Consider the following 21,158-nt stretch of genomic DNA (forward strand, 5'->3'; position numbering starts at 1 on the left):
ATGGAGCTGCTGACCTTGATGGGCGTGCTCGCCGGTGCGCTCGGTCTCACCGCGATCGCCCGTCGGTTCAACCTGTCGGCGCCCCTGCTGGTCGTCGTGGTGGCGTTGGCCGTCTCGTTCATCCCGGGCGTGCCGCGGGTGCAGATGGAGCCGGAGCTGATCCTCACCCTGGTCCTGCCGCCGCTGCTGTACTCCACGGCCCGGGAGAGCTCGTTCGCCCAGTTCAAGGCCGCCGCCCGGCCGATCATCGGGCTCGGGGTGGTGCTCGTCGTCGTCACGGCGCTCGTCGTCGGGTTCGTCGTGCACCTGCTGCTGCCCGACCTGCCGCTGGCCTCGGCGTTCGTGCTGGGCGCCGTGGTCGCCCCGCCGGACGCCGTCACCGCCGCCGCGATCGGCCGCCGCCAGCGCCTCCCGCGCCGCCTGATGACCGTCCTCACCGGGGAGAGCCTGGTCAACGACGCCGCCGCGCTGACGCTCTACAAGATCGGTCTCGCCGCGGTGCTCGGCGCCGCCGGGTCGCTCGGCCACGGGTTCCTGGTGTTCCTCGTCGCCGCGGTGCTCGGGATCGGCGTCGGCCTCGGGGCGGCGGTGCTCGTCGCCTACATCCGGCGCAAGCTCGACGATCCGCTGATGGAATCGGCGTTCGGCATCATCGTGCCGTTCGCGGTGTACGTGGTCGCCGAGCACCTGCACCCGTTCTCCGCGGACTTCAGCGGTTCCGGCGTACTCGCGGTGGTCGCCGCCGGTCTGTACCTCGGCGACCGCTCCCTGTACGCGGGCCCGGCGACGCGTGTGCAGGACTCGTCCGTGTGGGCGTCGTTCGACGTGCTGCTCGAAGCGCTCGTGTTCGCGTTGATGGGCCTGCAGCTGCCGTTCGTGCTGGAGAGCGCGAACGAGAACGCGCGCGACAACTGGCAGCTGTTCCTGTCCGCGATCGCCGTGCTCGTGGTCACCATCGCCATCCGCATCCCGTACGTGTTCCTCAACGCCTACCTGCCGCACGCCCTCCGGTTGTTCGGCCGCGAACGAGAACGCCCGCCGTCGCGGAACCTGCTCGTGCTGTCCTGGGCGGGCATGCGCGGTGTGGTGTCGCTCGCCGCCGCGGCCGGTGTGCCACTGGTGACCCACTCGGGTGCGCCGTTTCCCGGGCGGGCCGAGATCCAGCTGTTCGCGTTCGTCGTCGCGATCGGGACGGTGCTCATCCAGGGGCTCACGCTGCCCGCGGTGATCCGCAAGCTCGACGTGCACGACAAGGACGACGCCGAGCAGGACGCGGAGGAAGAGATGGCGGCCCGCGAGGCGGCGATGCACGCGGCGCTGACCCGCCTGGACCAGCTCACGCCCGAGCTGTGCGACCGGCTGGACATCCCGCGGGAGAAGGCCGAACGGCTCGTCAACCGGCTGCGCGCGCTGGTCGAAACGCGTTACCGCGGGGCGGTCGCGGCGATCTCGCTCAGCGCCGAGGAACGCGAGTCGAGCCCGCACGCCGCGTTCGTGCAGGCCCGCCGCGAACTGCTGCTCGTCCAGCGCGAAGCGATGCTGGCGGAACGAGCCGAGGGCAAGCTCGACGACGAGGTGCTGCGCAAGGTCCTGCGCGAGCTCGACCTCGAAGAGCTGGCCCTGTCCGACACCCTCACCGCACGGTTGTCGTGACCTGCCCGGCCAGTTCGCCCAGCAGCTTCCAGGTGCGCCGCTGGTCCTCGGCGCTGCCCAGGTCGGTCTGGGTGAACACCACCTCGGTGGCGCCGGCGTCGAAGTAGCGCCGGACCTCGGCCGCGACGGTCTCCTCGTCCCCGATGACCGCCAGCTCACCGGCCCGCGTGGCGCCTTCGAGACCGATGACGCGCTGGTAGGACGGGATCCGCTCGTAGAACGCCAGCTGCTCGACGGCGTTCGCGCGCACCCGCTCGACGTCGGAGGTGACCACGCCGGCGACGAACGCGATGACCCGCGGCTGCCCGCTCGCGGCGGCGGTGATGGCCGGGACGATCTCGTTGGCCAGCACCTTCGGCCCGGCCAGGTACGGCAGGGTGCCATCGGCGAGTTCCCCGGTGGCCCGCAACGCCTGCGGCCCCATCGCGGCGACCAGCAGCGGCACCGGATCTGCGCCGGCGACCGTGGTAGGCAGCGGTGGCGCGGCCGTGAGGACCTCGCCGTGGAAGTCGGCGGTGCCGGTGGTGAACAGCTCGCGCAGCACGGTCAGGAACTCGCGCAGCCGGGCCACCGGCCGCTCGTAGGTGAGGCCGAAACTGCCTTCCAGCAGGTTCTTCGCGCCCAGCGCGAGACCGAGCTGGAACCGCCCGTGCGTGGCGGCCTGCGCGGTCTGCGCCTGGCTGGAGATCAGCAACGGGTGCCGCCCGAAGATCGGGATCGCCGAGGTGCCGACGAACACCTCGGGCACCTCGCGCCCGACGACGGTGGCGAGCGCGGCCGCGTCGTAGTCGAACCGCTGCCCGAACCACACCGATTTCAGCCCGTCGGCCGCCACCTGCTTCGCCTGGGCCACGATCGCGTCGACGTAGTTGGTCTCGTCCGCGGCGGCCAGCGCCACTCCGATGCTCATGATCATTCGCAACCGCGATCGGCCCGCGTGGATTCCGCGTCCCAGCTTCTGGGAGCCCTCGCCCCGGACGGTCCGCTCACGTCACCGTGATGGCCATGTCGCTCACCGATGTCATCGAGGGAACCCGCCAGGCCGTCTCGGCCGATCCCGCCAACGCCGCCGTCTCGTTCACCGTCGACCACCAGCTGGTCACCGGCACCCAGGTCGACGTGAAGGTCCGCGACCACGCCTTCCGCGTCGACGAACCCGCCCCGCTGGGTGGCACGGACACCGCCGCCAACCCGGTCGAGTACGCGCTGGCCGCGCTCGGCTCGTGCCAGGTGATCACGTACCAGTTCTGGGCTGCCAAGCTCGGCGTGCCGCTGACCTCGGTGAAGGTCACCGTCGAGGGCGATCTCGACCTGCACGGCTTCTTCGGCTTCAACGAGACCCGCCCCGGCTTCACCGACGTGCGGGTCACGGTCGACCTGGACGGCCCGGCGAGCCCCGAGGCCTACGAGGACCTCAAGCGCCAGGTCGACGAGCACTGCCCGGTCCTGGACCTCTTCCGCAACCCGACGCCGACGAAGACGTCGCTGGCCTAGAGGAACTGGTGGCGGACGATGGTCTGTTCGCGGCCCGGGCCGACGCCGATGGCCGACACCCGGGCCTGCGACAGCTCCTCGATCCGCTCCACGTACGCCTGCGCGTTCGCCGGCAGCTCCTCGAACGTCCGGCAGTGCGAGATGTCCTCCCACCAGCCGGGCAGCTCCTCGTAGATCGGCACGGCGTGGTGCACGTCGGTCTGCGTCATCGGCATGTCCTCCGTGCGGAAGCCGTCCACCTCGTACCCGACGCAGATCGGCACCCGCTCCAGGCCGGACAGCACGTCCAGCTTGGTGAGGAAGTAGTCGGTGATCCCGTTGACCCGCGTGGCGTACCGGGCGATCACCGCGTCGAACCAGCCGGTGCGGCGCGACCGGCCGGTGGTGACGCCGAACTCGCCGCCCGCCTTGCGCAGGTGCTCGCCCATCGCGTCGTTCAGCTCGGTCGGGAACGGGCCCGAACCGACGCGCGTGGTGTAGGCCTTGAGGATGCCGAGCACGGTCGTGATGCGGCCCGGCCCGATGCCGGACCCGGCGCTCGCCCCGCCGGCGGTCGGGTTCGACGAGGTCACGAACGGGTAGGTGCCGTGGTCGACGTCGAGCAGCGTGCCCTGCGAGCCCTCCAGCAGGATCGTCTCGCCCGCTTCGAGCGCCTTGTTGAGCTGCAGCCGGGTGTCGGCGATGCGGTGCGCGAACTTCTCGCCCGCGGCCAGCACCTCGTCGGCCACCTGGTCGGCGTCCAGCGCCTTGCGGTTGTAGACCTTGACCAGCACCTGGTTCTTGAACTCCAGGGCCGCCTCGACCTTCTGGCGGAAGATCTTCTCGTCCAGCAGGTCCTGCACGCGCACGCCGACGCGGGCGATCTTGTCCTGGTAGCACGGCCCGATGCCGCGGCCGGTGGTGCCGATCTTGCGGCTGCCGAGGTAACGCTCGGTGACCTTATCGATCGCCACGTGGTAGGGCATGATCAGGTGCGCGTCGGCGGAGAGCAGCAGGCGGCTGGTGTCCACGCCGCGCTTCTCCAGGCCGTCCAGCTCGTCGAGCAGCACACCCGGGTCGACCACCACGCCGTTGCCGATCACGTTGGTCACACCCGGCGTGAGGATCCCGGACGGGATGAGGTGCAGGGCGAAGTTCTCCCCGTTCGGGAGGACGACCGTGTGACCGGCGTTGTTGCCGCCCTGGTAGCGGACGACCCACTGGACACGGTCGCCGAGCAGGTCGGTGGCCTTGCCCTTGCCTTCATCGCCCCACTGGGCACCGATGAGCACGATGGCCGGCATGTGACACTCCAGGTATTCGGCAACAGGAAATTCAGCGCAGGCAAATGCCGGTGCATGAGCGTAACGGAGGACCCGGTGTCGCGGGGAACGGTGCTGGCTTGCGGGTCTGGTTCGTCACTCGTTGGCAACGAGCCAGGGGTGCGGGAAGTGCCCGAGCGGCCCGGCCGGAACGACGTGGATCCCCTGCTCGAGGCCACTTCCGGGGAGCCGCTGATCGTCGTGGGCACGGACGCGGACCTGGCCGCGGTGGTGGTGCGGATCATGCGGAAGAACCGGTTGGGCGACACGCCGGTGGGATACGTCCCGGTCGATCCGGGCTCGCCCGCGGCGCGGCTGTGGGGGCTGCCCGCGGACCCGTCGGAGGCCCTCGCGCTCGCCCGGAAGGGTGAGCCGCGGCCGCGCGTGCTCGTGCGCGACGACAGCGGCGGGGTCCTGCTGGGTGAAGCAACGATCGGCCCGGTGACCGGTGAGGCTTACTGTGACGACACGGTCGCGTTGCGTGGCTCGGCGCGGTCGTTCGTGGTCCGGCCCGGGGACCAGGGCGTGGACGTGCGCGTGGTCCGGGGCCTGTTCCGGCGGGTCACCGAGGTGTCCGGCCGGGCCTGCCAGCTCGGCTGCCAGCCGGCGGACGTCGTGCAGAACGGCGTCACGCACCCGCGGCCGGTGACGCGCTGGACCTGGTACCGGCACACCGAAGACCTGCTGGCGATCACTGATAGTTAACCGACTGTCGTCGGTAAATCACCCACAGGTATTGCGTTCGCCATCTTCATGTCCGACCTTCGGGAGGTCCTCACCGATCACCCGAAGGCGGCACCATGCGCATCGCCCGAAACTCGCTGATCGTCCTCGGCCTCTCGGCCCTGCTCACCACCGGTATCGCGACCGGCACCGCGGTCGCCGAACCGCCGAACATCCCGTCCGAGACCACCGCCCGCTCCGAGCTGGCGGCACTGACCGTCAAGGCGGACGGGACCTCCACCGGCTACTCGCGCGACAAGTTCCCGCACTGGGACGACCAGGGCGGCAGCTGCAACACCCGCGAGGTCGTGCTCAAGCGGGACGGCACGAACGTCGTCACCGACTCCAGCTGTGCGGCCACCTCCGGCACGTGGAAGAGCCCGTACGACGGCGCCACCTGGACCGCCGCGTCCGACGTCGACATCGACCACGTCGTGCCGCTCGCCGCCGCGTGGCGAACGGGCGCGTCGGCGTGGACCACCGCCAAGCGCGAGGCGTTCGCCAACGACCTGACCAACCCGCAGCTGATCGCCGTCACCGACAACGTGAACCAGGAGAAGGGCGACAAATCGCCCGACGAGTGGAAGCCGCCGCTGACCACCTATTGGTGCACCTACGCCAAGATGTGGATCGACGTGAAGTACGAGTGGCAGCTGACGATCGACAGCGCGGAGAAGACCGCGCTGTCCGAGATGCTGGATCGCTGCTGAGTCAAGGGATCCGCGGATTCGCCCACGGGCTGGGAAGCACGGTTCAACCGCTGGAATCGTGCCTAGCGTTGATCTCGTGTCTCCCAGCCTCCCCGCGAAAACCCTGCCCCTCGCCGCTGCCGCCGCCCTGCTCGTCGCCGGATGCTCGTCCGGTTCGACGGCGGCGGACGCGGGACCGCCCCAGCCCGGCGGCACGCTGACCATCGCCGTCGGCTCCAACCCCGACTGCATCGACCCGCAGCAGGCCGCGACCAACGTGAGCCTCAATGTGGGCCGCCAGCTCGTCGACTCCCTCACCGACCAGGACCCGGCCACCGGCGAGATCAAGCCGTGGCTCGCGCAGCGGTGGGAGAGCAACGCCGATTCCACGAGCTTCACCTTCCACCTGCGCACCGGCGCGACCTTCTCCGACGGGACACCGGTCGACGCCGCCGCGGTGAAGACCAGCTTCGACGGCATCAAGGCCCTCGGGGCGAAGGCCCAGCTCGGTTCCGGTTACCTCGCGGCGTACGCCGGCGCCACGGTGGTGGACCCGCAGACCGTGCGCCTCGACTTCTCCGCGCCGAGCGCCCAGTTCCTGCAGGCCAGCTCGACGATGTCGCTCGGCATCCTGGCTCCCGCCGCGTACGCGAAGACGCCGGACCAGCGCTGCCAGGGCGACGGGCTGATCGGGTCCGGGCCGTTCGTCTTCGAAAGCTTCAAGCAGAACGCCGACATCGTCATCGCCAAGCGTCCCGGCTACAACTGGGGCTCGTCGCTGTGGCAGCACCCGGGTGAGGCCTACCTCGACAAGGTCGACTACAAGATCGTGCCCGAGCCCGGTGTGCGCACCGGCCGCCTGCTGTCCGGCCAGCTCAAGGCGACCACCGAGGTGCAGCCGGTGGACGAGGCGCAGTTCCAGGGCGGCGGGTTCAGCACGCAGACCCGGCCCAACCCGGGCATCGTGTTCAACCTGCACGCCAACGTGACCCGCGGTGTGCTTGGCGACGAGGCGGTGCGCCAGGCGGCGACCAAGGGCGTGAACCGGCAGGAGGTCGTCGACACAGTCCTGTCGCCGAACTACAAGCCGGCCACCAGCATCCTGGCCTCGACCACCCCGCTGCACGCCGACCTGTCCGCGCAGCTCGCGTACGACCCGGCGGGCGCGGCGCGGCTGCTCGACGCCGACGGCTGGGTCCCCGGCCCGGACGGCATCCGCGTCAAGAACGGGCAGCGGCTCGCGGCGAAGGTCGTGTACGCGCAGGTGTTCAACCAGAGCCAGAGCGTGCTGGAACTGCTGCAGCAGCAGCTCCGCAAGATCGGCTTCGACCTCCAGTTGGAGCCGCACACCAGCGCCGAGACGCTGCAGCTCCAGCAGTCCGGGAACTACGACTTCCTCTGGTACAACGTGACCCGCGCCGACCCGGACATCCTGCGCAACACCTTCTCCACGAAGGCGGGCAACCGCAGCAAGCTGCAGCCGGGAAACCCGCTCGACGCCGCTTTGGACGCGCAGGCCGCCACCGTGGACCCGGCGGTGCGCAAGCCGGCGGCGGTGGAGGCGCAGCGGCTCATCGTCGGCCACGCGTACTCGATCCCGGTGTTCGAACTGACCCAGGTGGTGGCGCTCGGGCCGGACGCGCACGCGGTGAACTTCGAGGCGTCGTCCCGGTTGCAGCTGTTCGACACCTGGGTCTCGGGGTCATGAGACGGCACCTGCTGCGCCGGGCCGGCCAGGCGGTGGTCGTGCTGTGGGCGGCGTTCACCGTGTCGTTCGTGATCCTCTACCTGCTGCCGGGCGACGCGGTGCTCGCCAAGCTCGGCGGCGGGGAGGCCGGCGCCACGGTCACCGCCGAGCAGCTGGCCCAGGCGCAGGCCGAGTACGGGCTGGACGACCCGTGGCCGGTGCAGTACGGAAAGCGCTTGCTCGCGGCGCTGCACGGTGACTTCGGCACGTCCATCACCACTGGCGACAGCGCCACGCACATGGTGTTGTCCGCGCTGCCGCCGACGCTCGCGGTGGCCGGGCTCGGGCTGCTGCTGGCGGTCCTGTTCGGCGGTGGCGCCGCGCTGGCCGGCACCTACACGCGGCACCGGTGGCTGGGCAACCTGCTGCTCTCGCTGCCGCCGCTGGGGATTTCGCTGCCGGTGTTCTGGGTGGGCCTGGTGCTGATCCAGATCTTCTCGTTCCAGCTGCGGGTGCTGCCCGCGCTGGGCAACCAGGGTGTGCAGTCGCTGTTCCTGCCCGCGATCACGCTGGCGCTGCCCACCGGCGCGATCATCGGGCAGGTGCTGGCGAAGAGCCTGCGCACGCAGCTGGCCGAGCCGTACGTGGAGATTGTCCGGGCCCGTGGCGCCGGTCGCGCGCGGGTCCACTTCGGACACGCGTTGCGCAACGCGGCGATCCCGGCGCTGACCATGCTCGGTGTGGTTACCGGGCAGTTGCTGGCCGGGTCGGTGGTGACGGAGACGGTGTTCTCCCGGGACGGTGTCGGACGCGTCACCACGGCGGCGGTCAACGGGCAGGACATCCCGGTGGTGCAGGCGGTGATCGTGCTGGCCGCGTTCTTCTTCGTGGTGATCAACCTGGCGGTCGATCTGCTGTATCCGCTGCTGGATCCGCGCGTCCGGAAGGAGGCGGCCCGTGTCTGAGGTCCTCGCCGTGCGGGCGGGTTTCTGGGTGCGGCGGCCCGGGCTGGTGCTGTCCGTGGTGGTGCTCGCGGTGGCCGTGCTGTGGGCGGTGGTGCCGTCGGCGTTCACCAGCTACGACCCGCTGGCCGGGGTGCCGCGGGAGAAGTTGCGGGGGCCGTCGGCGGCGCACCTGTTCGGCACCGACGAGACCGGGCGGGACGTGTTCGCCCGCGTGGTGCACGGAGCCGGGCTGTCGTTGCGGGCGACGCTGCTGGCGGTGCTGATCGCGCTGGTGGTGGGTTCGGTGCTCGGCCTGATCGCCGGGGCTCGCGGCGGGTGGCTCGACTCGGTGCTGATGCGGGTGATGGACGTGCTGCTCGCGATCCCGCCGATCCTGCTGTCGCTGGCGCTGGTCACCGCGCTCGGGTTCGGCACGACGAAGGTCGCGATCGCGGTCGGGGTGGCGAACGTGGCGAACTTCGCGCGGCTGATGCGGGCGGAGGTGATCCGCGTGCGGACCGGCGTGTACGTCGAAGCCGCGCGGGCGAGCGGCGTTCGGTGGTTCGGGGTGCTGACGCGGCACATCCTGCCGAACGCGCTCGGGCCGGTGGTGGTGCTGGCGGTGCTGACCTTCGGGACCGCGGTGCTGGAGATCTCCGCGCTGAGCTTCCTCGGCTACGGCGCGACGCCGCCGTCGCCGGAGTGGGGGTCGCTGGTGTCGGCGGGGCGCGCGTACCTGGCGAGCGCCTGGTGGATGACGACGTTGCCCGGGCTGGTGATCGCCGCGGTGGTGCTGGCCGCGAACCGGTTGTCGCGGGCGCTGGACGGAGAACGGGATGAGTGAGCTGCTGGTCGTACGCGATCTCGCCGTGTCGTACCGCGGGGTGCCCGCGGTGCGGTCGGTGGACCTGACCGTGCGAAGTGGACAGACGGTGGCGGTCGTCGGCGAATCCGGTTCGGGCAAGTCGACGACCGCGCACGCGGTGATCGGGCTGCTGCCGCGGGGCGGGCGGATCGTCGGCGGGTCGATCACGTTCGACGGGCGTGAGCTGACTTCGTTGTCCGCTCGGGCGTGGCGGGGCGTTCGCGGCCGGGAGATCGCGTTGATCCCGCAGGATCCGACGGTGTCGCTGAACCCGGTCAAGCGGATCGGGGAGCAGGTCGGGGAGGCGCTGGTGATCCACGGACTGGCGACGCGGCGGACGGCGGCCGCGGAGGCGGCAGAGTTGCTGGCGCGGGCGGGGGTTTCGCAACCGGAGTTGCGGGCGCGGCAGTACCCGCACGAGTTGTCCGGCGGGTTGCGGCAGCGGGCGCTGATCGCGGCGGCGCTGGCCGGCAAGCCGCGGTTGATCATCGCGGACGAGCCGACGAGCGCGCTGGACGTGACGGTGCAGCGGCGGATCCTCGACCACCTGGCGGAGTTGGCGGCGGCGGAGAACCTGGCGTTGTTGCTGATCACGCACGACCTCGGGGTGGCGGCGGACCGGGCGGACGAGATCGCGGTGATGTCGCAGGGGCGGCTGGTGGAGCGGGCACCGAGTGCGGAACTGCTGGCGGCGCCGACGCAGGACTACACGCGCCGGTTGCTGGCGGCGGCGCCGAGTTTGTCGACGACGCCGCTGCGTTCCCGTCGGCCGGCGGGTCCGGCGCTGGTGTCGGTTTCCGGGCTGCGCAAGGACTTCGCCGGGTTGCGGGCGGTGGACGACGTGTCGTTCGACATCCCGCGCGGGCAGACGCTGGCCCTGGTCGGCGAATCGGGTTCGGGCAAGTCGACGACGGCGCGGTTGGTGTTGCGCCTGGCGGACCCGTCCGCGGGTTCGGTGGTTTTCGACGGTGTTGACGTGACCGGTGTGCGCGGTGCGGAGCTGCGGAGGTTGCGGCGGCGGATGCAGCTGGTGTACCAGAACCCGTACGCGTCGCTGAACCCGAAGCTGACGGTGGGCCAGATCGTGTCCGAGCCGCTGCGGGCGTTCCGGGCGCCCGGCGATCCGGCGGAGTTGCTGGAGCAGGTCGCGCTACCGGCGTCCATGCTGAGGCGCAAGCCGGCCGAACTGTCCGGCGGACAACGCCAACGGGTGGCGATCGCGCGGGCCCTGGCGCTGCGCCCGGACCTGGTGGTACTCGACGAGCCGGTGTCGGCTTTGGACGTTTCCGTGCAGGCGCAGATCTTGGAGTTGCTGGTCGATCTGCAGGACGAGCTGGGTCTGACGTACCTGTTCATCTCCCACGACCTGGCCGTGGTGCGACAGGTGGCCGACCAGGTCGCGGTGATGCGCGCCGGAGAGGTGGTGGAGAGCGGCCCCGTGGACGAGGTGCTGCAGAGCCCCGAACACGCCTACACAAAGGAACTCCTGGCGGCGATCCCAGGCCGGGTAGCGGAGCGAACCTGAGCGCGGTCTCACCCCTCCGGGGCGGCCGGTTAGACCTCGGCTGGCCCGTCGCGGGTCGGCTCGTGCCATCGCGGTTGGCTGGTTCCACCAGGGGGAGGCCGGTCGCATTTCGGTTGGCTCGTGCCACCCTGGTTGGTTCATTCCACCGAGGGCTGGCCGTCGCACCTCGGTTGGCTCGTGCCCCCAACCGGGGCCCGGCCCGCCCCCGGGTGGCTCGGGCGGCCGGGGGTGCGACCGGCCGCGGCGAGGTTGACCCGTACCGCGGCAGGAAGCGCCCCGCCCACCGGCGTCTTTCGGCGCCGTTGGATGCTGGGGGTGCCGGCTCCGGATTGCAACCGGGACGTTCACACCCGGAGCCGGCAGGCGGGCCGTCGGCCGCAGGTACCCGGTGGGCGGCCCGCCGCAACTCTGCCGTGGGCGTAATGCCGCGGTAGGAAGCGCCCCACGCAACGGCGTCTTTTTGGCGCCGTTGGATGCTGGGGGTGCCGGCTCCGGTCTGCAACCGGGACGTTCACACCCGGAGCCGGTAGGCGGGCCGTCGATCGCAGGTACCCGGTCGGCGGCCCGCCGCAACTCCACTTCGGGCGAGATGAAAACGGCGGCGCCAAGCGGTCGAACAGCGTCCGTCAACCCCCGCGCACCAAGCGCAGTATCTCCCGCGCCGCGGCGTCGTTTTGCCGGAACGACGGGCCGTTCGTCCGGGGGCGGGTGAACGCTGCCGCTGAGCGGGCGCTCGTGTGCGGGCCCAGGGCGAACCGCCGGGAGTGGGGGCGTCCGGCGGCGTCCAGCAGTCGCCCATCGGTCACCCGCGTCGCGATGCGGCCCGACGGTTGCTCCCGCACGTGCTCCTCCGCCAGCTCGCCCGCGCCCAGCAACTGCGCCAGCAACCCGTCCGAAGCCCGCGACACACTGGGCGACGGCAGCCGTGCCTCGATCAGCGTCCGGGCCGTCACGGAACCCGGGAAACTGCCCGACGACGCCACGAACCCGGACGGATCAAGGGAAATCCGCACATCCGCCCCGAGGAACGACACCACCCCGGCCTCGTGCAGCGCCAGCAGCTCCTGCAACCGCCGCGGCGGGGGACCGCTCGCATAATACGAGAAGAACCCGTGCCACCAACCATCCACATCGGACACATCCAGCGCGCCTGACGCCATCAACGCGGGCATCTGCTGGTACGCCGACAACAACGCCATGAACGCACCCAGATCCGCCGAATGAGCCGGATCCGCCCGCCGCGCCAGGTCCGCCTCCACGTACGACCTCAGGTACTTCCCGAACTCCTCCGCCGTCTCGAACCGCAGACCCGCCAGCGGCCGGTCCAGCCGCTCCAGGTCGAGCCGGTCCTCCTCGGCCGGCACCGCCCGCCGCACCAGCGCCCGCATCTCCGCGCTGTCCCAGGAGAACTCCGCGAAACACCGGGAAAAATCCGCGAACGACATCCGCACCCGCGACGGATGCGCGGTGAACAGCTCGCTGTAGTACCCCCACGCCAGCTCCTTCGCCACGTGCGGCCACACGTCGGCGCGGAAATCGAGCTGCCGGTCCCGCGCCAGCAGCTCCGAAACCCGCTCCGGCCCGAAGAACCGCGGCAACCGCAGGGGCGAACCCTGCAACCGGTAACCGGGCTTCGCGTGGTACGGCACTCCGCGCCGGGATCCGATGTGCAGCACCGGTTCCGCGCCGCTCGGGTGGTACACCAGCCCGCCCGCGTGCTCGGCGAACCGCCCGCCGCGCCCCTCGGTCAGCAACAGCATCAGGTCCACGAACGCCAGCCCGAACCCGCGCACCAGCACCGGCTCACCCGGTGCGACGTGCTGGTAGTCGACGTCCGCCGTGTACCCGGCCGGGTAGTACGCCAGCCCGTGCGCGGCCGCGAACTCCGCCAGTTCCCGCTCACCCGAACCCGGTTCGGCGTCCAGGTGCCCGACCGCCAGCACGATCGCGTCCACGTCCAGCGGCTCGTCCACCCCCGCCAGCCACACCCGCGTCTCGTCGATCCGCGTCGCCCGCGTCCGGTGCTCGACCACCTCGATGCCCGGCGCCAGCCCGGCCAGCACGTGCCGGTACACCCAGTCCAGGTACGCGCTCGCCAGCCGGCGCGTCGGGAACGACGTGCCGCGCAACGCCGAAAGCTCCTCCCGCAGGTCCTCGGGCACGTCGTAGCGGATCCGCCCCGCGCGCACCTCCTGCGCCCACTGCCACAGCGACGGCCCCGTCCGCACCGGGCCCTCCATCGTCACCGTGTCGTCGGTGAACATCGTGACGTCCTCGGCCATCGAGTTCATCCGCAGCAACGGCGACTGCTCGTACCGCCAGATCCGGCCCGCGCCCGGCGGGAACGGGTCGATCAGGTGCACCACCAGCCCCGCGGGCCCCAGCAACTCGGCCGCGTTCGCCGACAACCGCTCCAGCACGCCGACCCCGCGCGGCCCCGCCCCCACGATCGCGAGCTGAGACGGCGCCATGCCTTCGAAGCTACGGAAAGATCCCCGGCCCCCGCCCCGGTTCCCGCATCCTGGACACCTACCGCACGCGCGCGATGACCTCGGGCGTCTGGCTGTACAGCCGCAGCACGCCACCGATGGTGAACTCGGTCAGCAGGTCGATCAGCGCGTCGCGATCCGGCGCGTCCCCGTTCCAGTTCAGCCCGACCAGCGATTCGACCATCGCGAAGTACATGGTGACCAACGCGGTGTCGGCCCGGCCCGGTTCGACACCGAACTCCGCCCACCGCTGCCCGCTCGCCTCGGTGTAGACGCGGGCCAGCCGCTTCCGCAGCCGGGACAGCGCGGGATTGCCGGCGCGCTCGGCCTCCTGGAACAGCGGCAGCGCGTCCGGGTGCGCGGCGGCGAAGTCGAACAGGTTCGCGTAGTTCTTGCGCGCCCAGCTCTTCAGGTCCAGGTCGGCGTCGCTCGCCCCGGCCGCCGCGATCGCCGCGTACGCCTGTTCCTCCGCCTGCTCGACCACGGCCGCGAACAACGCGTTCTTGTCGCCGTACAGCTCGTACACCGCCTGCCGGGTCAGGCCGGCCTCCCGGGCGATGTGTTCGATCGTGGCGCCCTGCAGGCCGTTCGTGGCGAAGACGTGCGCGGCCGCGGCGAGCACGACGGCGCGCTGCTCGGCGACCGGCAGCTTCCGGGGCCTGCCGGGGCCACGCTTTCGGGGCATTGACATGCCTGCCACCTCACCACAATCCTTTTCCGACATAGCTGTCGGAAAATAGCTCACCGGGGAGCGTTCATGCGCCTTTCGAATCGCCGGCTCGCGGCGATCGTGACCGCGGCGGTCGCCGCACTGTCGATGACGACCGCGCCCGCCGGCGCCGCGACCTCCTCCGACTTCTACGACCCGCCGGCAACCCTGCCGAGTGACAACGGCGCCATCATCCGTCACGAGCCGAGCGAGTTCTTCCTCGACCCGGTGAAACTGCTCCGCGCCCCCGCCGACGTCCAGCGGATCATGTACCGCAGCACGGACACCCACGGTGACGCCATCGCCGTCACCGGAACCGTGCTCATGCCGAAGACGCCGTGGTACGGCGCGGGCGAGCGGCCGCTCATCGCCTACGCCCCCGGCACGCAGGGTCTCGGCGACCAGTGCGCGCCGTCCAAGGCGCTGGCCGCGGGCGGGGAGTACGAGGGCCCGTTCATCGCCGGCTTGCTGGCCCGCGGCTACTCGGTGGTCGTCACCGACTACGAGGGCCTGGGCACGCCCGGCGTGCACACCTACGTCAACCGCAAGGCCGAGGCCCACGCGGTCCTCGACTCGATCCGCGCGGCCCAGCAGCTCCCCGGCGTGCCGTCCGACGGGCCGGTCGCGATCGCCGGCTACTCCCAGGGCGGTGGCGCCTCCGCCGCGGCCGCCGAGCTGCAGCCGTCCTACGCGCCGGAGCTGGACCTCAAGGGCGCCTACGCGGGGGCGGTCCCGGCCGACCTGGCCGCGGTCGGCCGCAGCCTGGACGGCGCCTACGCGGTGGGCTTCCTGATGTTCGCCGTCGCGAGCGTCAACCACGCCTATCCCGAGCTGCGGATCACCGACGTCCTCAACGACAGGGGCAAGGCCCTCGTGGACCGGGTCGAGCACGAGTGCACGGTCGACTCGATCGCGAACCACGCGTTCACCCGCACCGCGGACCTGACCGTCGACGGCCGCTCCATCAGCGACTACCTGGCCGAGGAGCCGTACGCGTCCGTGGTCGAGGAGCAGCGGATCGGGACGCTCGAACCGGAGGTGCCGGTCTACGTGGTGCACAGCGCGCTGGACGACATCGTCCCCTACCAGCAGGGCCAGACGATGGCCCGGAGCTGGTGCGGCGAGGGCGCCACCGTGCGGTTCGACACCCTCGCGGTGCCGACCCACGTCGGTGGCGCCGTCGCCGGCTACCCGGCCGCCTTCGCCTGGCTGGAAGGCCGGTTCGCGGGCAAGGCAGCACCGACCAACTGCGGGGAGTTCTGAAGATGGTCCGGATCTACTGGAGCCCGGTCGCCGCGGCGGCCGCCGGGTCGGAGTCGGCGATGAACTTGCGGCACCGCTCGTACTCGTCGGTCTCCCCGAGGCGCTGGGCGGCCTTCGCGAGGGCCGCCAGCGCACGCAGGAAGCCCTGGTTCGGCCGGTGGTCCCAGGGGATCGGGCCGAAGCCCTTCCAGCCGGCGCGGCGCAGCTGATCCAGGCCCCGGTGGTAGCCGGTGCGGGCGAAGGCGTAGGCGGGGACGAACTCGTTCGCCTCCAGCGCCCGCTCGGCCAGCGCCGCCCAGGCCTCGCTGAAGTCGGGGTGCTCGGCGGCCACGTCGGACGGGTCGGTGCCGGCGTCCATCGCGGCCTGCGCGTCCACGCGCTCGGGCAGGCGGGTGGGGTCGGGTTCCAGCAGGTTCGTCATGCTGCCCAGTATCGGTGGCCTAGACGAACAGGCTGGCGAGGACCCCGCTCCCGAGGAGGACGAGGGCGGCGATCAGGACCGCGGCGACGAAGCGTTTCGGCATCACGGGCGGACACGATGCCCGCCGCCCCGCCCCGGACGCAAGCGGGTCACGCCTCAGGGTGAACCCTGAAATTCGGGCATCTCGCTCCGCCCGACACCGCCGACCGTGGATGATGTTCGCATGACGAAGGCGCTCGAGGGGGCCGCCGAGGGTGTCGCCGTGCCGCGCGGACCCATCGGCAAGACCAAGCTGTTCTTCGCCACCCACTGGGTGCGCGGGGTTCCGGGGCGGCCGGCGCCCGAATGGGTGCTGCGGTTCGCCTACGGCATGTGGCTGGTCGCGTTCACCTTCAAGGTGATCGGCTCGTCGTGGGACATGTCGTGGCACTTCAAGTTCATCCGCGACGACTTCGCCCCGCCGCACCTGATCAACACGGTCGGCACCGGGATCGTCATCGTGCTGGTCGCGATCCACAGCTACACCGGTTTGGGCTGCGACCGCCGCTCGCTGCGGCTGATGCAGGCCGGGCTGGTGATGTTCCTGATCGCCGCGCCGCTGGACGTCATCAACCACCGGATCAGCGGCCTCGACCTGACCGCGTGGAGCCCCACGCACATGCTGCTCTACATCGGCACCGGCGTGATGCTCGCCGGCGTCATCGACGGCTGGATGAAGTCCGCGCCGCCGGGCCGGTTCCGCACCCTGGTGCTGACCGGGCTGTGGGTGTTCTTCCTGGAGAACACGTTCTTCCCGAACGGTCAGCAGGAGTACGGCATCCTCAGCCTGCGGGCGTGGGAGCGCGGCGCGCCGGAGGCCGAGCCGTCGCTGCTGAGCTTCGCCGCCGAGCAGATCGGGCACCCGGTCGACCGGACCGCCGTGCTGCACTTCGCGATGCCGATCGCGGACTGGGTCTACCCGCTGTGGGGCATCGGGGTGTCGGCGCTGGTCCTGGCGCTGGCGCGGCACACGATCGGCCGCTCCTGGGCGGCGACCGCGGTGGCCGGCGCGTACGTGGCCTACCGCGCGATCATCTGGCCGCTGCTGGTGGTGGGCACGTTCCCGGCCTCGGCGATCCCGTTCTACCTGCTCGCCGTCGGGCTCGCGGTGGACCTGGCGTTCCGCGTCGGCCGGGCGCACCGGGTGCTGACGCCGCTGGCCGGCGGGCTGCTGGTGACCGCGTTCGGGTACGGCGCGCTGTGGCTGCAGTCGCAGCTGCGGCCGTGGCTGCTCGGCGACGCGCACACCGAGTCCGCGCCGCCGTTCGCCTACTGGCCCGCGCTGGTCGTGCTCGTGGGCCTGCCCGTCCTCTGGTGGGCCCTCACGCGCGTGAGGACCCACCGGGAGGTCGTGGTCAGCTGATCTTCTGGCCGGCCGACTTGAGGTGCTCGGCGGCCTCGACGATGCGCTTGGCCATCGACTGCTCGGCCTGCTTGAGGTAGCTGCGCGGGTCGTAGGTCTTCTTGTTGCCGACCTCGCCGTCGATCTTCAGGACGCCGTCGTAGTTCTTGAAGAAGTGGTCGGCGATCGGGCGGGAGAAGGCGTACTGGGTGTCGGTGTCGATGTTCATCTTCACCACGCCGTAGGACACCGCCTCGTGGATCTCCGACAGCAGCGAGCCGGAGCCGCCGTGGAAGACCAGCTCGAACGGCTTGCTGCCCTCGGCCAGGCCCAGCTTCTCGGCGGCGACCTGCTGGCCGCGCTTGAGCACCTCCGGGCGCAGCTTGACCGCGCCCGGCTTGTAGGCGCCGTGCACGTTGCCGAACGTCGCCGCCAGCAGGTAGCGGCCCTTCTCGCCGGTGCCCAGCGCGTCGACGGTCTTCACGAAGTCGCCCTCGGCGGTGTACAGCTTCTCGTTGATGTCGTTCGAGACGCCGTCCTCCTCACCGCCGACGACGCCGATCTCCACCTCGAGGATGATCTTCGCGGCGGCCGCCTTCGCGAGCAGCTCGGTGGCGATCTCCAGGTTCTCGTCCAGGTCGATCGCCGAGCCGTCCCACATGTGCGACTGGAACAGCGGGTTCTGGCCCTTGTTGACGCGCTCCTGGGACAGGGCGATCAGCGGGCGGACGAAGCCGTCCAGCTTGTCCTTGGGGCAGTGGTCGGTGTGCAGGGCGATGTTGACCGGGTACTTCTCGGCGACGACGTGCGCGAACTCGGCGAGCGCGGTCGCGCCGGTCACCATGTCCTTGACCCGGGTGCCGGAGGCGAACTCGGCACCACCGGTCGAGATCTGGATGATCCCGTCGCTCTCCGCGTCGGCGAACCCGCGCAGGGCGGCGTTGAGGGTCTCCGACGAGGTCACGTTGATCGCCGGGTACGCGAACTCGCCCGCCTTGGCCCGGTCCAGCATCTCCGCGTAGACCTCGGGGGTGGCGATGGGCATCGTGGGTCCTCCTAGCTGTGGTTCGCCTTCGTTGCCCGAATCGTACGAGGTCGGCGGTGGGAGGACAGTGTGCTGGCTCTCTGCGGTGCAGGTCGGGAACGATCAAGTGACAAAAGCCGCTCCGCCCCGGGGTGGGGGCGGAGCGGCTGGGGCGGTCAGGACAGCAGGGCGGCGGCCACGGCGCGGTAGCCGGGCAGCGGGTCGTCGCCGAGGACCTGGACGCAGACGTGGTCCGCGCCGGCGTCGAGGTGGGCGGTGATGCCCGCGGCGATCGAGTCGATGTCGCCGTGCAGGGCGAGGGCGTCGATCAGCGCGTCGCTGCCGCCGTTGTCCAGGTCGGCTTCGGTCCAGCCGTGGCGGAGCAGGTTGGTGCGGTAGTTGACCAGGTTGAGGTAGGGGTGCTGGATCGTCGGGCGGGCGATGGCGCGGGCCTTCTCCGGATCGGTCTCCAGCACGATCTTCTGCTCCGGGGCGAGCAGCACGCCGTCACCGAGGACCTGCCGGGCCTCCTTGGTGTGCTCCGGCGTGGTCAGGTACGGGTGCGCGCCCGCGGTGCGCTCGGCGGAGAGCTTGAGCACCTTCGGGCCGAGCGCGGCCAGCGCGCGAGCGGCGACCGGCACGCCGGCTTCATCCAGGCCGTCGAGGTAGTCGACGATCTTGTCGTAGGGCTTCTGGTACTCCTGGGTGGCCTCCGGGTGGCCGATGCCGACGCCGAGCAGGAAGCGGCCGGGGTGCTTGGCCTCGATGCGGTGCCAGGACGCGCCGACCGTGGCCGCGTCGTCCTTCCACATGTTGACAATGCCGGTGGCGACCTTGATGTGGTCGGTCGCGTCCAGCAGCTCGTCGACGATCGCCAGCTGCCCGTCGGGGGAGCCGCCGATCCAGATCGCGCCGAAGCCGAGGCGTTCGGCTTCGCGCGCCAGGTCCGCGTTCAGCTGGTGCCAGCCCCGCCAGATACCGATCTTGCCGAGTTCGATAGCCATGCCTGTCCCAACTCCGGCGGGTGGCGTGTGCATTCCTCTACGTTGGGATCATGGCGAAAATCGGTGATCTCGAGGTGTTCCCGCTCAACCTCGGGGGCAATGTGTTCGGCTGGACGGCCGACGAGGAGCAGTCCTTCGCCGTGCTGGACGCGTACGCGGCAGCCGGCGGCAACTTCATCGACACCGCGGACGTGTACATGGCCCGCATTCCGGGCAATTCGGGCGGCGAGTCGGAGACGATCATCGGGAAGTGGCTGGAACGCCGCGGCCGCCGCGATGACATCGTGATCGCGACGAAGGTGGGTGCCTGGCCGGCGCGGCCGGGGGTGAGCGCGAAGAACATCCGCGAGGCGGTGGAGGACTCGCTGCGACGGCTGCAGACCGACTACATCGACTTGTACTACGCGCACAAAGATGTCGCGGACGTGCCGCTGGAGGAGACGCTCGGCGCGTTCGACGAGTTGGTGCGGGCCGGGAAGGTGCGGTACCTCGGCGCGTCGAACTACAGCGCGGACCGCTTGGCCGAGGCGCTGTCCATTTCGGACCGTGAGGGGTTCGCCCGGTACGTGGCGGTGCAGCCGCAGTACAACCTGGTGGAGCGCGGGTACGAGGAGGAGCTGGCCCCGCTCGTGGCTAAGGAGGGCCTGGCGGCGCTGCCGTACTACGGGCTGGCGCGGGGCTTCCTGACGGGCAAGTACCGGTCCCGCGAGGCCGGCGGCAGCCCGCGGGCCGAGGGGGCGGTGGCGTACCTGGACCACCGGGGTGAGCGGGTGCTGGAGGCGCTGGACGAGATCTCGGCCGCGCACGGGACCTCCCCGGCCGCGGTGGCGCTGGCGTGGCTGGCCGCGCAACCGACGGTCGCCGCGCCCATCGCGAGTGCGCGGAACGTGGCGCAGTTGTCCGATCTGCTGGCCTCGGTGGAGCTGCGGCTGAGCGAGGGGGAGCTGGCCGCGCTGGACGACGCTTCGCGGTAGCTGCTGGGCGGGACAGCGGACTGGCAAGCTGGTCCGCATGCGCGCGAGCAGACTGGTCTCCGCCCTGTTGCTGCTCCAGACCCGGGGGCGGATGACCGCGCGGCAGCTGGCCGACGAACTGGAGGTCTCCGTCCGGACGATCTACCGGGACATGGACGCGCTGTCCGCGGCGGGCATCCCCCTCTTCGCCGACGCCGGCCACGACGGCGGCTACCAGCTCCTCGACGGCTACCGCACCAGGCTCACCGGCTTGACCACGGACGAGGCCGAGGCGCTGTTCCTGTCCGGGTTGCCCGGGGCCGCCGCGGATCTCGGGCTGGGCGCCGTGCTGGCCACCGCCCAGCTCAAGCTGATGGCCGCGCTGCCCGAGGAGCTGCGGGACCGCGCCGGCCAGCTCCAGCAGCGCTTCCACCTGGACACCTCGGGCTGGTACGCCGACCCGGAGCCCACCCCGCACCTGGCCGCGGTGGTGCGGGCGACCTGGAACCAGTTCCGGGTCCGGGTGAAGTACCGCAGGTGGGCAGCCCCGTGCGAGGTGACCCGGGTCGTCGAGCCGTACGGCGTGGTGCTCAAGGCCGGCCGGTGGTACCTGGTGGGGAACAGTTCCGGGTGCGTCCGGACGTACCGGGTCTCCCGGATCCTCCGCCTGCAGCCGCTGGCCGAGCGGTTCTCGCGGCCGCCGGAGTTCGACCTGGGGCGGCATTGGGACAGCTACCTCGAGGAGTTCGACGCCCGCCGGTACGTGGGTGAGGCGACGGTCCGCATGACGACCTCGGTGTTCGACCGGCTCCCGCACCTGCTCGAGCCCGACCTGGTGCGCGCGGCGCGGGAACGGGCCGAGCCGGACACGGCGGGCTGGATCCGCACCGTCATCCCGATCGAGTCCTCGGACCACACCGCCGGGTTGCTGCTCCGGCTCGGCGCCGAGGCGGAGGTCCTCGCACCGGACTCGCTGCGGCAGCGACTGGCCACGACCGCCGCGGCGCTCGCCGAGCTGTACGGCGGCTCGTGA

At 71.2% G+C, this 21,158-nt stretch carries 19 protein-coding genes; 12 read left to right on the plus strand and 7 right to left on the minus strand.

Going from position 1 to position 21,158, the window contains the following annotated elements:
- Positions 1-1,653 carry a Na+/H+ antiporter gene (locus IE290_RS26035; protein ID WP_191247296.1) on the plus strand — a complete coding sequence of 551 codons (1,653 nt, stop codon included), beginning with the start codon at positions 1-3 and terminating at the stop codon, positions 1,651-1,653.
- Here the strand turns inward: IE290_RS26035 and IE290_RS26040 are convergent.
- Positions 1,634-2,563, minus strand: a complete 930-nt coding sequence (locus tag IE290_RS26040; RefSeq protein WP_191247297.1) for an LLM class F420-dependent oxidoreductase — start codon at positions 2,561-2,563, stop codon at positions 1,634-1,636. The genes IE290_RS26035 and IE290_RS26040 overlap by 20 nt on opposite strands.
- 95 nt (positions 2,564-2,658) lie before the next feature.
- On the opposite strand from IE290_RS26040, the gene IE290_RS26045 reads away from it, so the two are divergent.
- Positions 2,659-3,147, plus strand: coding sequence for an OsmC family protein (locus tag IE290_RS26045; RefSeq protein ID WP_191247298.1), 489 nt, complete (start codon positions 2,659-2,661; stop codon positions 3,145-3,147).
- Here the strand turns inward: IE290_RS26045 and IE290_RS26050 are convergent.
- Positions 3,144-4,430, minus strand: a complete 1,287-nt coding sequence (locus IE290_RS26050; protein ID WP_191247299.1) for an adenylosuccinate synthase — start codon at positions 4,428-4,430, stop codon at positions 3,144-3,146. The two genes, IE290_RS26045 and IE290_RS26050, sit on opposite strands and share 4 nt — an antisense overlap.
- Before the next feature lie 138 nt (positions 4,431-4,568).
- Here IE290_RS26050 and IE290_RS26055 point away from each other — a divergent pair, with 138 nt between their 5' ends.
- From IE290_RS26055 to IE290_RS26080, 6 genes are all read left to right on the plus strand, one after another.
- On the plus strand, positions 4,569-5,153 hold the full coding sequence (locus IE290_RS26055) for a hypothetical protein (RefSeq protein ID WP_373300516.1): 585 nt from the start codon (positions 4,569-4,571) through the stop codon (positions 5,151-5,153).
- Positions 5,154-5,248: 95 nt separating this feature from the next.
- Positions 5,249-5,881, plus strand: coding sequence for an HNH endonuclease family protein (locus IE290_RS26060; protein WP_191247301.1), 633 nt, complete (start codon positions 5,249-5,251; stop codon positions 5,879-5,881).
- A 76-nt stretch (positions 5,882-5,957) separates the two neighbouring features.
- Positions 5,958-7,568 carry an ABC transporter substrate-binding protein gene (locus IE290_RS26065; protein WP_229874708.1) on the plus strand — a complete coding sequence of 537 codons (1,611 nt, stop codon included), beginning with the start codon at positions 5,958-5,960 and terminating at the stop codon, positions 7,566-7,568.
- Positions 7,565-8,512, plus strand: coding sequence for an ABC transporter permease (locus IE290_RS26070; protein ID WP_191247302.1), 948 nt, complete (start codon positions 7,565-7,567; stop codon positions 8,510-8,512). Before IE290_RS26065 ends, IE290_RS26070 begins: the two co-directional genes overlap by 4 nt.
- The gene (locus IE290_RS26075; RefSeq protein WP_229874709.1) at positions 8,505-9,335 is read left to right on the plus strand and encodes an ABC transporter permease; all 831 of its coding nucleotides are present in this window, start codon (positions 8,505-8,507) and stop codon (positions 9,333-9,335) included. Before IE290_RS26070 ends, IE290_RS26075 begins: the two co-directional genes overlap by 8 nt.
- Positions 9,328-10,881 carry a dipeptide ABC transporter ATP-binding protein gene (locus tag IE290_RS26080; protein WP_191247303.1) on the plus strand — a complete coding sequence of 518 codons (1,554 nt, stop codon included), beginning with the start codon at positions 9,328-9,330 and terminating at the stop codon, positions 10,879-10,881. Before IE290_RS26075 ends, IE290_RS26080 begins: the two co-directional genes overlap by 8 nt.
- A gap of 626 nt (positions 10,882-11,507) precedes the next feature.
- Here IE290_RS26080 and IE290_RS26085 read toward each other — a convergent pair.
- Together IE290_RS26085 and IE290_RS26090 are read right to left on the minus strand one after the other, a co-directional pair.
- Positions 11,508-13,352 (minus strand): FAD/NAD(P)-binding protein, encoded by a 1,845-nt coding sequence (locus IE290_RS26085; RefSeq protein ID WP_191247304.1) that lies wholly within the window; start codon positions 13,350-13,352, stop codon positions 11,508-11,510.
- Between the two features lie 58 nt (positions 13,353-13,410).
- Positions 13,411-14,061 carry a TetR/AcrR family transcriptional regulator gene (locus IE290_RS26090; RefSeq protein WP_229874710.1) on the minus strand — a complete coding sequence of 217 codons (651 nt, stop codon included), beginning with the start codon at positions 14,059-14,061 and terminating at the stop codon, positions 13,411-13,413.
- A 66-nt stretch (positions 14,062-14,127) separates the two neighbouring features.
- Between IE290_RS26090 and IE290_RS26095 the strand changes: the two genes are divergently transcribed.
- The gene (locus tag IE290_RS26095) at positions 14,128-15,342 is read left to right on the plus strand and encodes a lipase family protein (RefSeq protein WP_191247305.1); all 1,215 of its coding nucleotides are present in this window, start codon (positions 14,128-14,130) and stop codon (positions 15,340-15,342) included.
- 13 nt (positions 15,343-15,355) lie between these two features.
- Here the strand turns inward: IE290_RS26095 and IE290_RS26100 are convergent, their stop codons facing one another.
- Positions 15,356-15,763 carry a DUF3151 domain-containing protein gene (locus IE290_RS26100; protein WP_191247306.1) on the minus strand — a complete coding sequence of 136 codons (408 nt, stop codon included), beginning with the start codon at positions 15,761-15,763 and terminating at the stop codon, positions 15,356-15,358.
- A gap of 223 nt (positions 15,764-15,986) precedes the next feature.
- Here IE290_RS26100 and IE290_RS26105 point away from each other — a divergent pair, with 223 nt between their 5' ends.
- Positions 15,987-17,165: a hypothetical protein gene (locus tag IE290_RS26105; RefSeq protein ID WP_191247307.1), complete on the plus strand. Its 1,179-nt coding sequence runs from the start codon at positions 15,987-15,989 to the stop codon at positions 17,163-17,165.
- On the opposite strand, the gene fbaA is transcribed toward IE290_RS26105, so the two are convergent.
- Entirely contained in the window at positions 17,158-18,189 is a 1,032-nt protein-coding gene (gene fbaA / locus IE290_RS26110) for a class II fructose-bisphosphate aldolase (protein ID WP_191247308.1), read from the minus strand. The two genes, IE290_RS26105 and fbaA, sit on opposite strands and share 8 nt — an antisense overlap.
- A gap of 155 nt (positions 18,190-18,344) precedes the next feature.
- Entirely contained in the window at positions 18,345-19,172 is an 828-nt protein-coding gene (locus IE290_RS26115; RefSeq protein WP_191247309.1) for an LLM class F420-dependent oxidoreductase, read from the minus strand.
- A gap of 50 nt (positions 19,173-19,222) precedes the next feature.
- Here IE290_RS26115 and IE290_RS26120 point away from each other — a divergent pair, with 50 nt between their 5' ends.
- Positions 19,223-20,146, plus strand: a complete 924-nt coding sequence (locus IE290_RS26120; protein WP_191247310.1) for an aldo/keto reductase — start codon at positions 19,223-19,225, stop codon at positions 20,144-20,146.
- Between the two features lie 37 nt (positions 20,147-20,183).
- A complete protein-coding gene (locus IE290_RS26125; protein ID WP_191247311.1) occupies positions 20,184-21,158 on the plus strand; it encodes a helix-turn-helix transcriptional regulator in 975 nt (324 codons plus the stop codon).

It is taken from the genome of Amycolatopsis deserti (assembly GCF_014653945.1).
GTDB lineage: Bacteria > Actinomycetota > Actinomycetes > Mycobacteriales > Pseudonocardiaceae > Amycolatopsis_E > Amycolatopsis_E deserti.

Excerpts from the sequence above, each read along its gene's own strand:
- IE290_RS26035 (WP_191247296.1), top strand. The coding sequence starts at position 1 with ATGGAGCTGCTGACCTTGATGGGCGTGCTCGCCGGTGCGCTCGGTCTC.
- IE290_RS26040 (WP_191247297.1), bottom strand. The coding sequence starts at position 2,563 with ATGAGCATCGGAGTGGCGCTGGCCGCCGCGGACGAGACCAACTACGTC.
- IE290_RS26045 (WP_191247298.1), top strand. The coding sequence starts at position 2,659 with ATGTCGCTCACCGATGTCATCGAGGGAACCCGCCAGGCCGTCTCGGCC.
- IE290_RS26050 (WP_191247299.1), bottom strand. The coding sequence starts at position 4,430 with ATGCCGGCCATCGTGCTCATCGGTGCCCAGTGGGGCGATGAAGGCAAG.
- IE290_RS26060 (WP_191247301.1), top strand. The coding sequence starts at position 5,249 with ATGCGCATCGCCCGAAACTCGCTGATCGTCCTCGGCCTCTCGGCCCTG.
- IE290_RS26070 (WP_191247302.1), top strand. The coding sequence starts at position 7,565 with ATGAGACGGCACCTGCTGCGCCGGGCCGGCCAGGCGGTGGTCGTGCTG.
- IE290_RS26080 (WP_191247303.1), top strand. The coding sequence starts at position 9,328 with ATGAGTGAGCTGCTGGTCGTACGCGATCTCGCCGTGTCGTACCGCGGG.
- IE290_RS26085 (WP_191247304.1), bottom strand. The coding sequence starts at position 13,352 with ATGGCGCCGTCTCAGCTCGCGATCGTGGGGGCGGGGCCGCGCGGGGTC.
- IE290_RS26090 (WP_229874710.1), bottom strand. The coding sequence starts at position 14,061 with ATGTCAATGCCCCGAAAGCGTGGCCCCGGCAGGCCCCGGAAGCTGCCG.
- IE290_RS26095 (WP_191247305.1), top strand. The coding sequence starts at position 14,128 with ATGCGCCTTTCGAATCGCCGGCTCGCGGCGATCGTGACCGCGGCGGTC.
- IE290_RS26100 (WP_191247306.1), bottom strand. The coding sequence starts at position 15,763 with ATGACGAACCTGCTGGAACCCGACCCCACCCGCCTGCCCGAGCGCGTG.
- IE290_RS26105 (WP_191247307.1), top strand. The coding sequence starts at position 15,987 with ATGACGAAGGCGCTCGAGGGGGCCGCCGAGGGTGTCGCCGTGCCGCGC.
- fbaA (WP_191247308.1), bottom strand. The coding sequence starts at position 18,189 with ATGCCCATCGCCACCCCCGAGGTCTACGCGGAGATGCTGGACCGGGCC.
- IE290_RS26115 (WP_191247309.1), bottom strand. The coding sequence starts at position 19,172 with ATGGCTATCGAACTCGGCAAGATCGGTATCTGGCGGGGCTGGCACCAG.
- IE290_RS26120 (WP_191247310.1), top strand. The coding sequence starts at position 19,223 with ATGGCGAAAATCGGTGATCTCGAGGTGTTCCCGCTCAACCTCGGGGGC.
- IE290_RS26125 (WP_191247311.1), top strand. The coding sequence starts at position 20,184 with ATGCGCGCGAGCAGACTGGTCTCCGCCCTGTTGCTGCTCCAGACCCGG.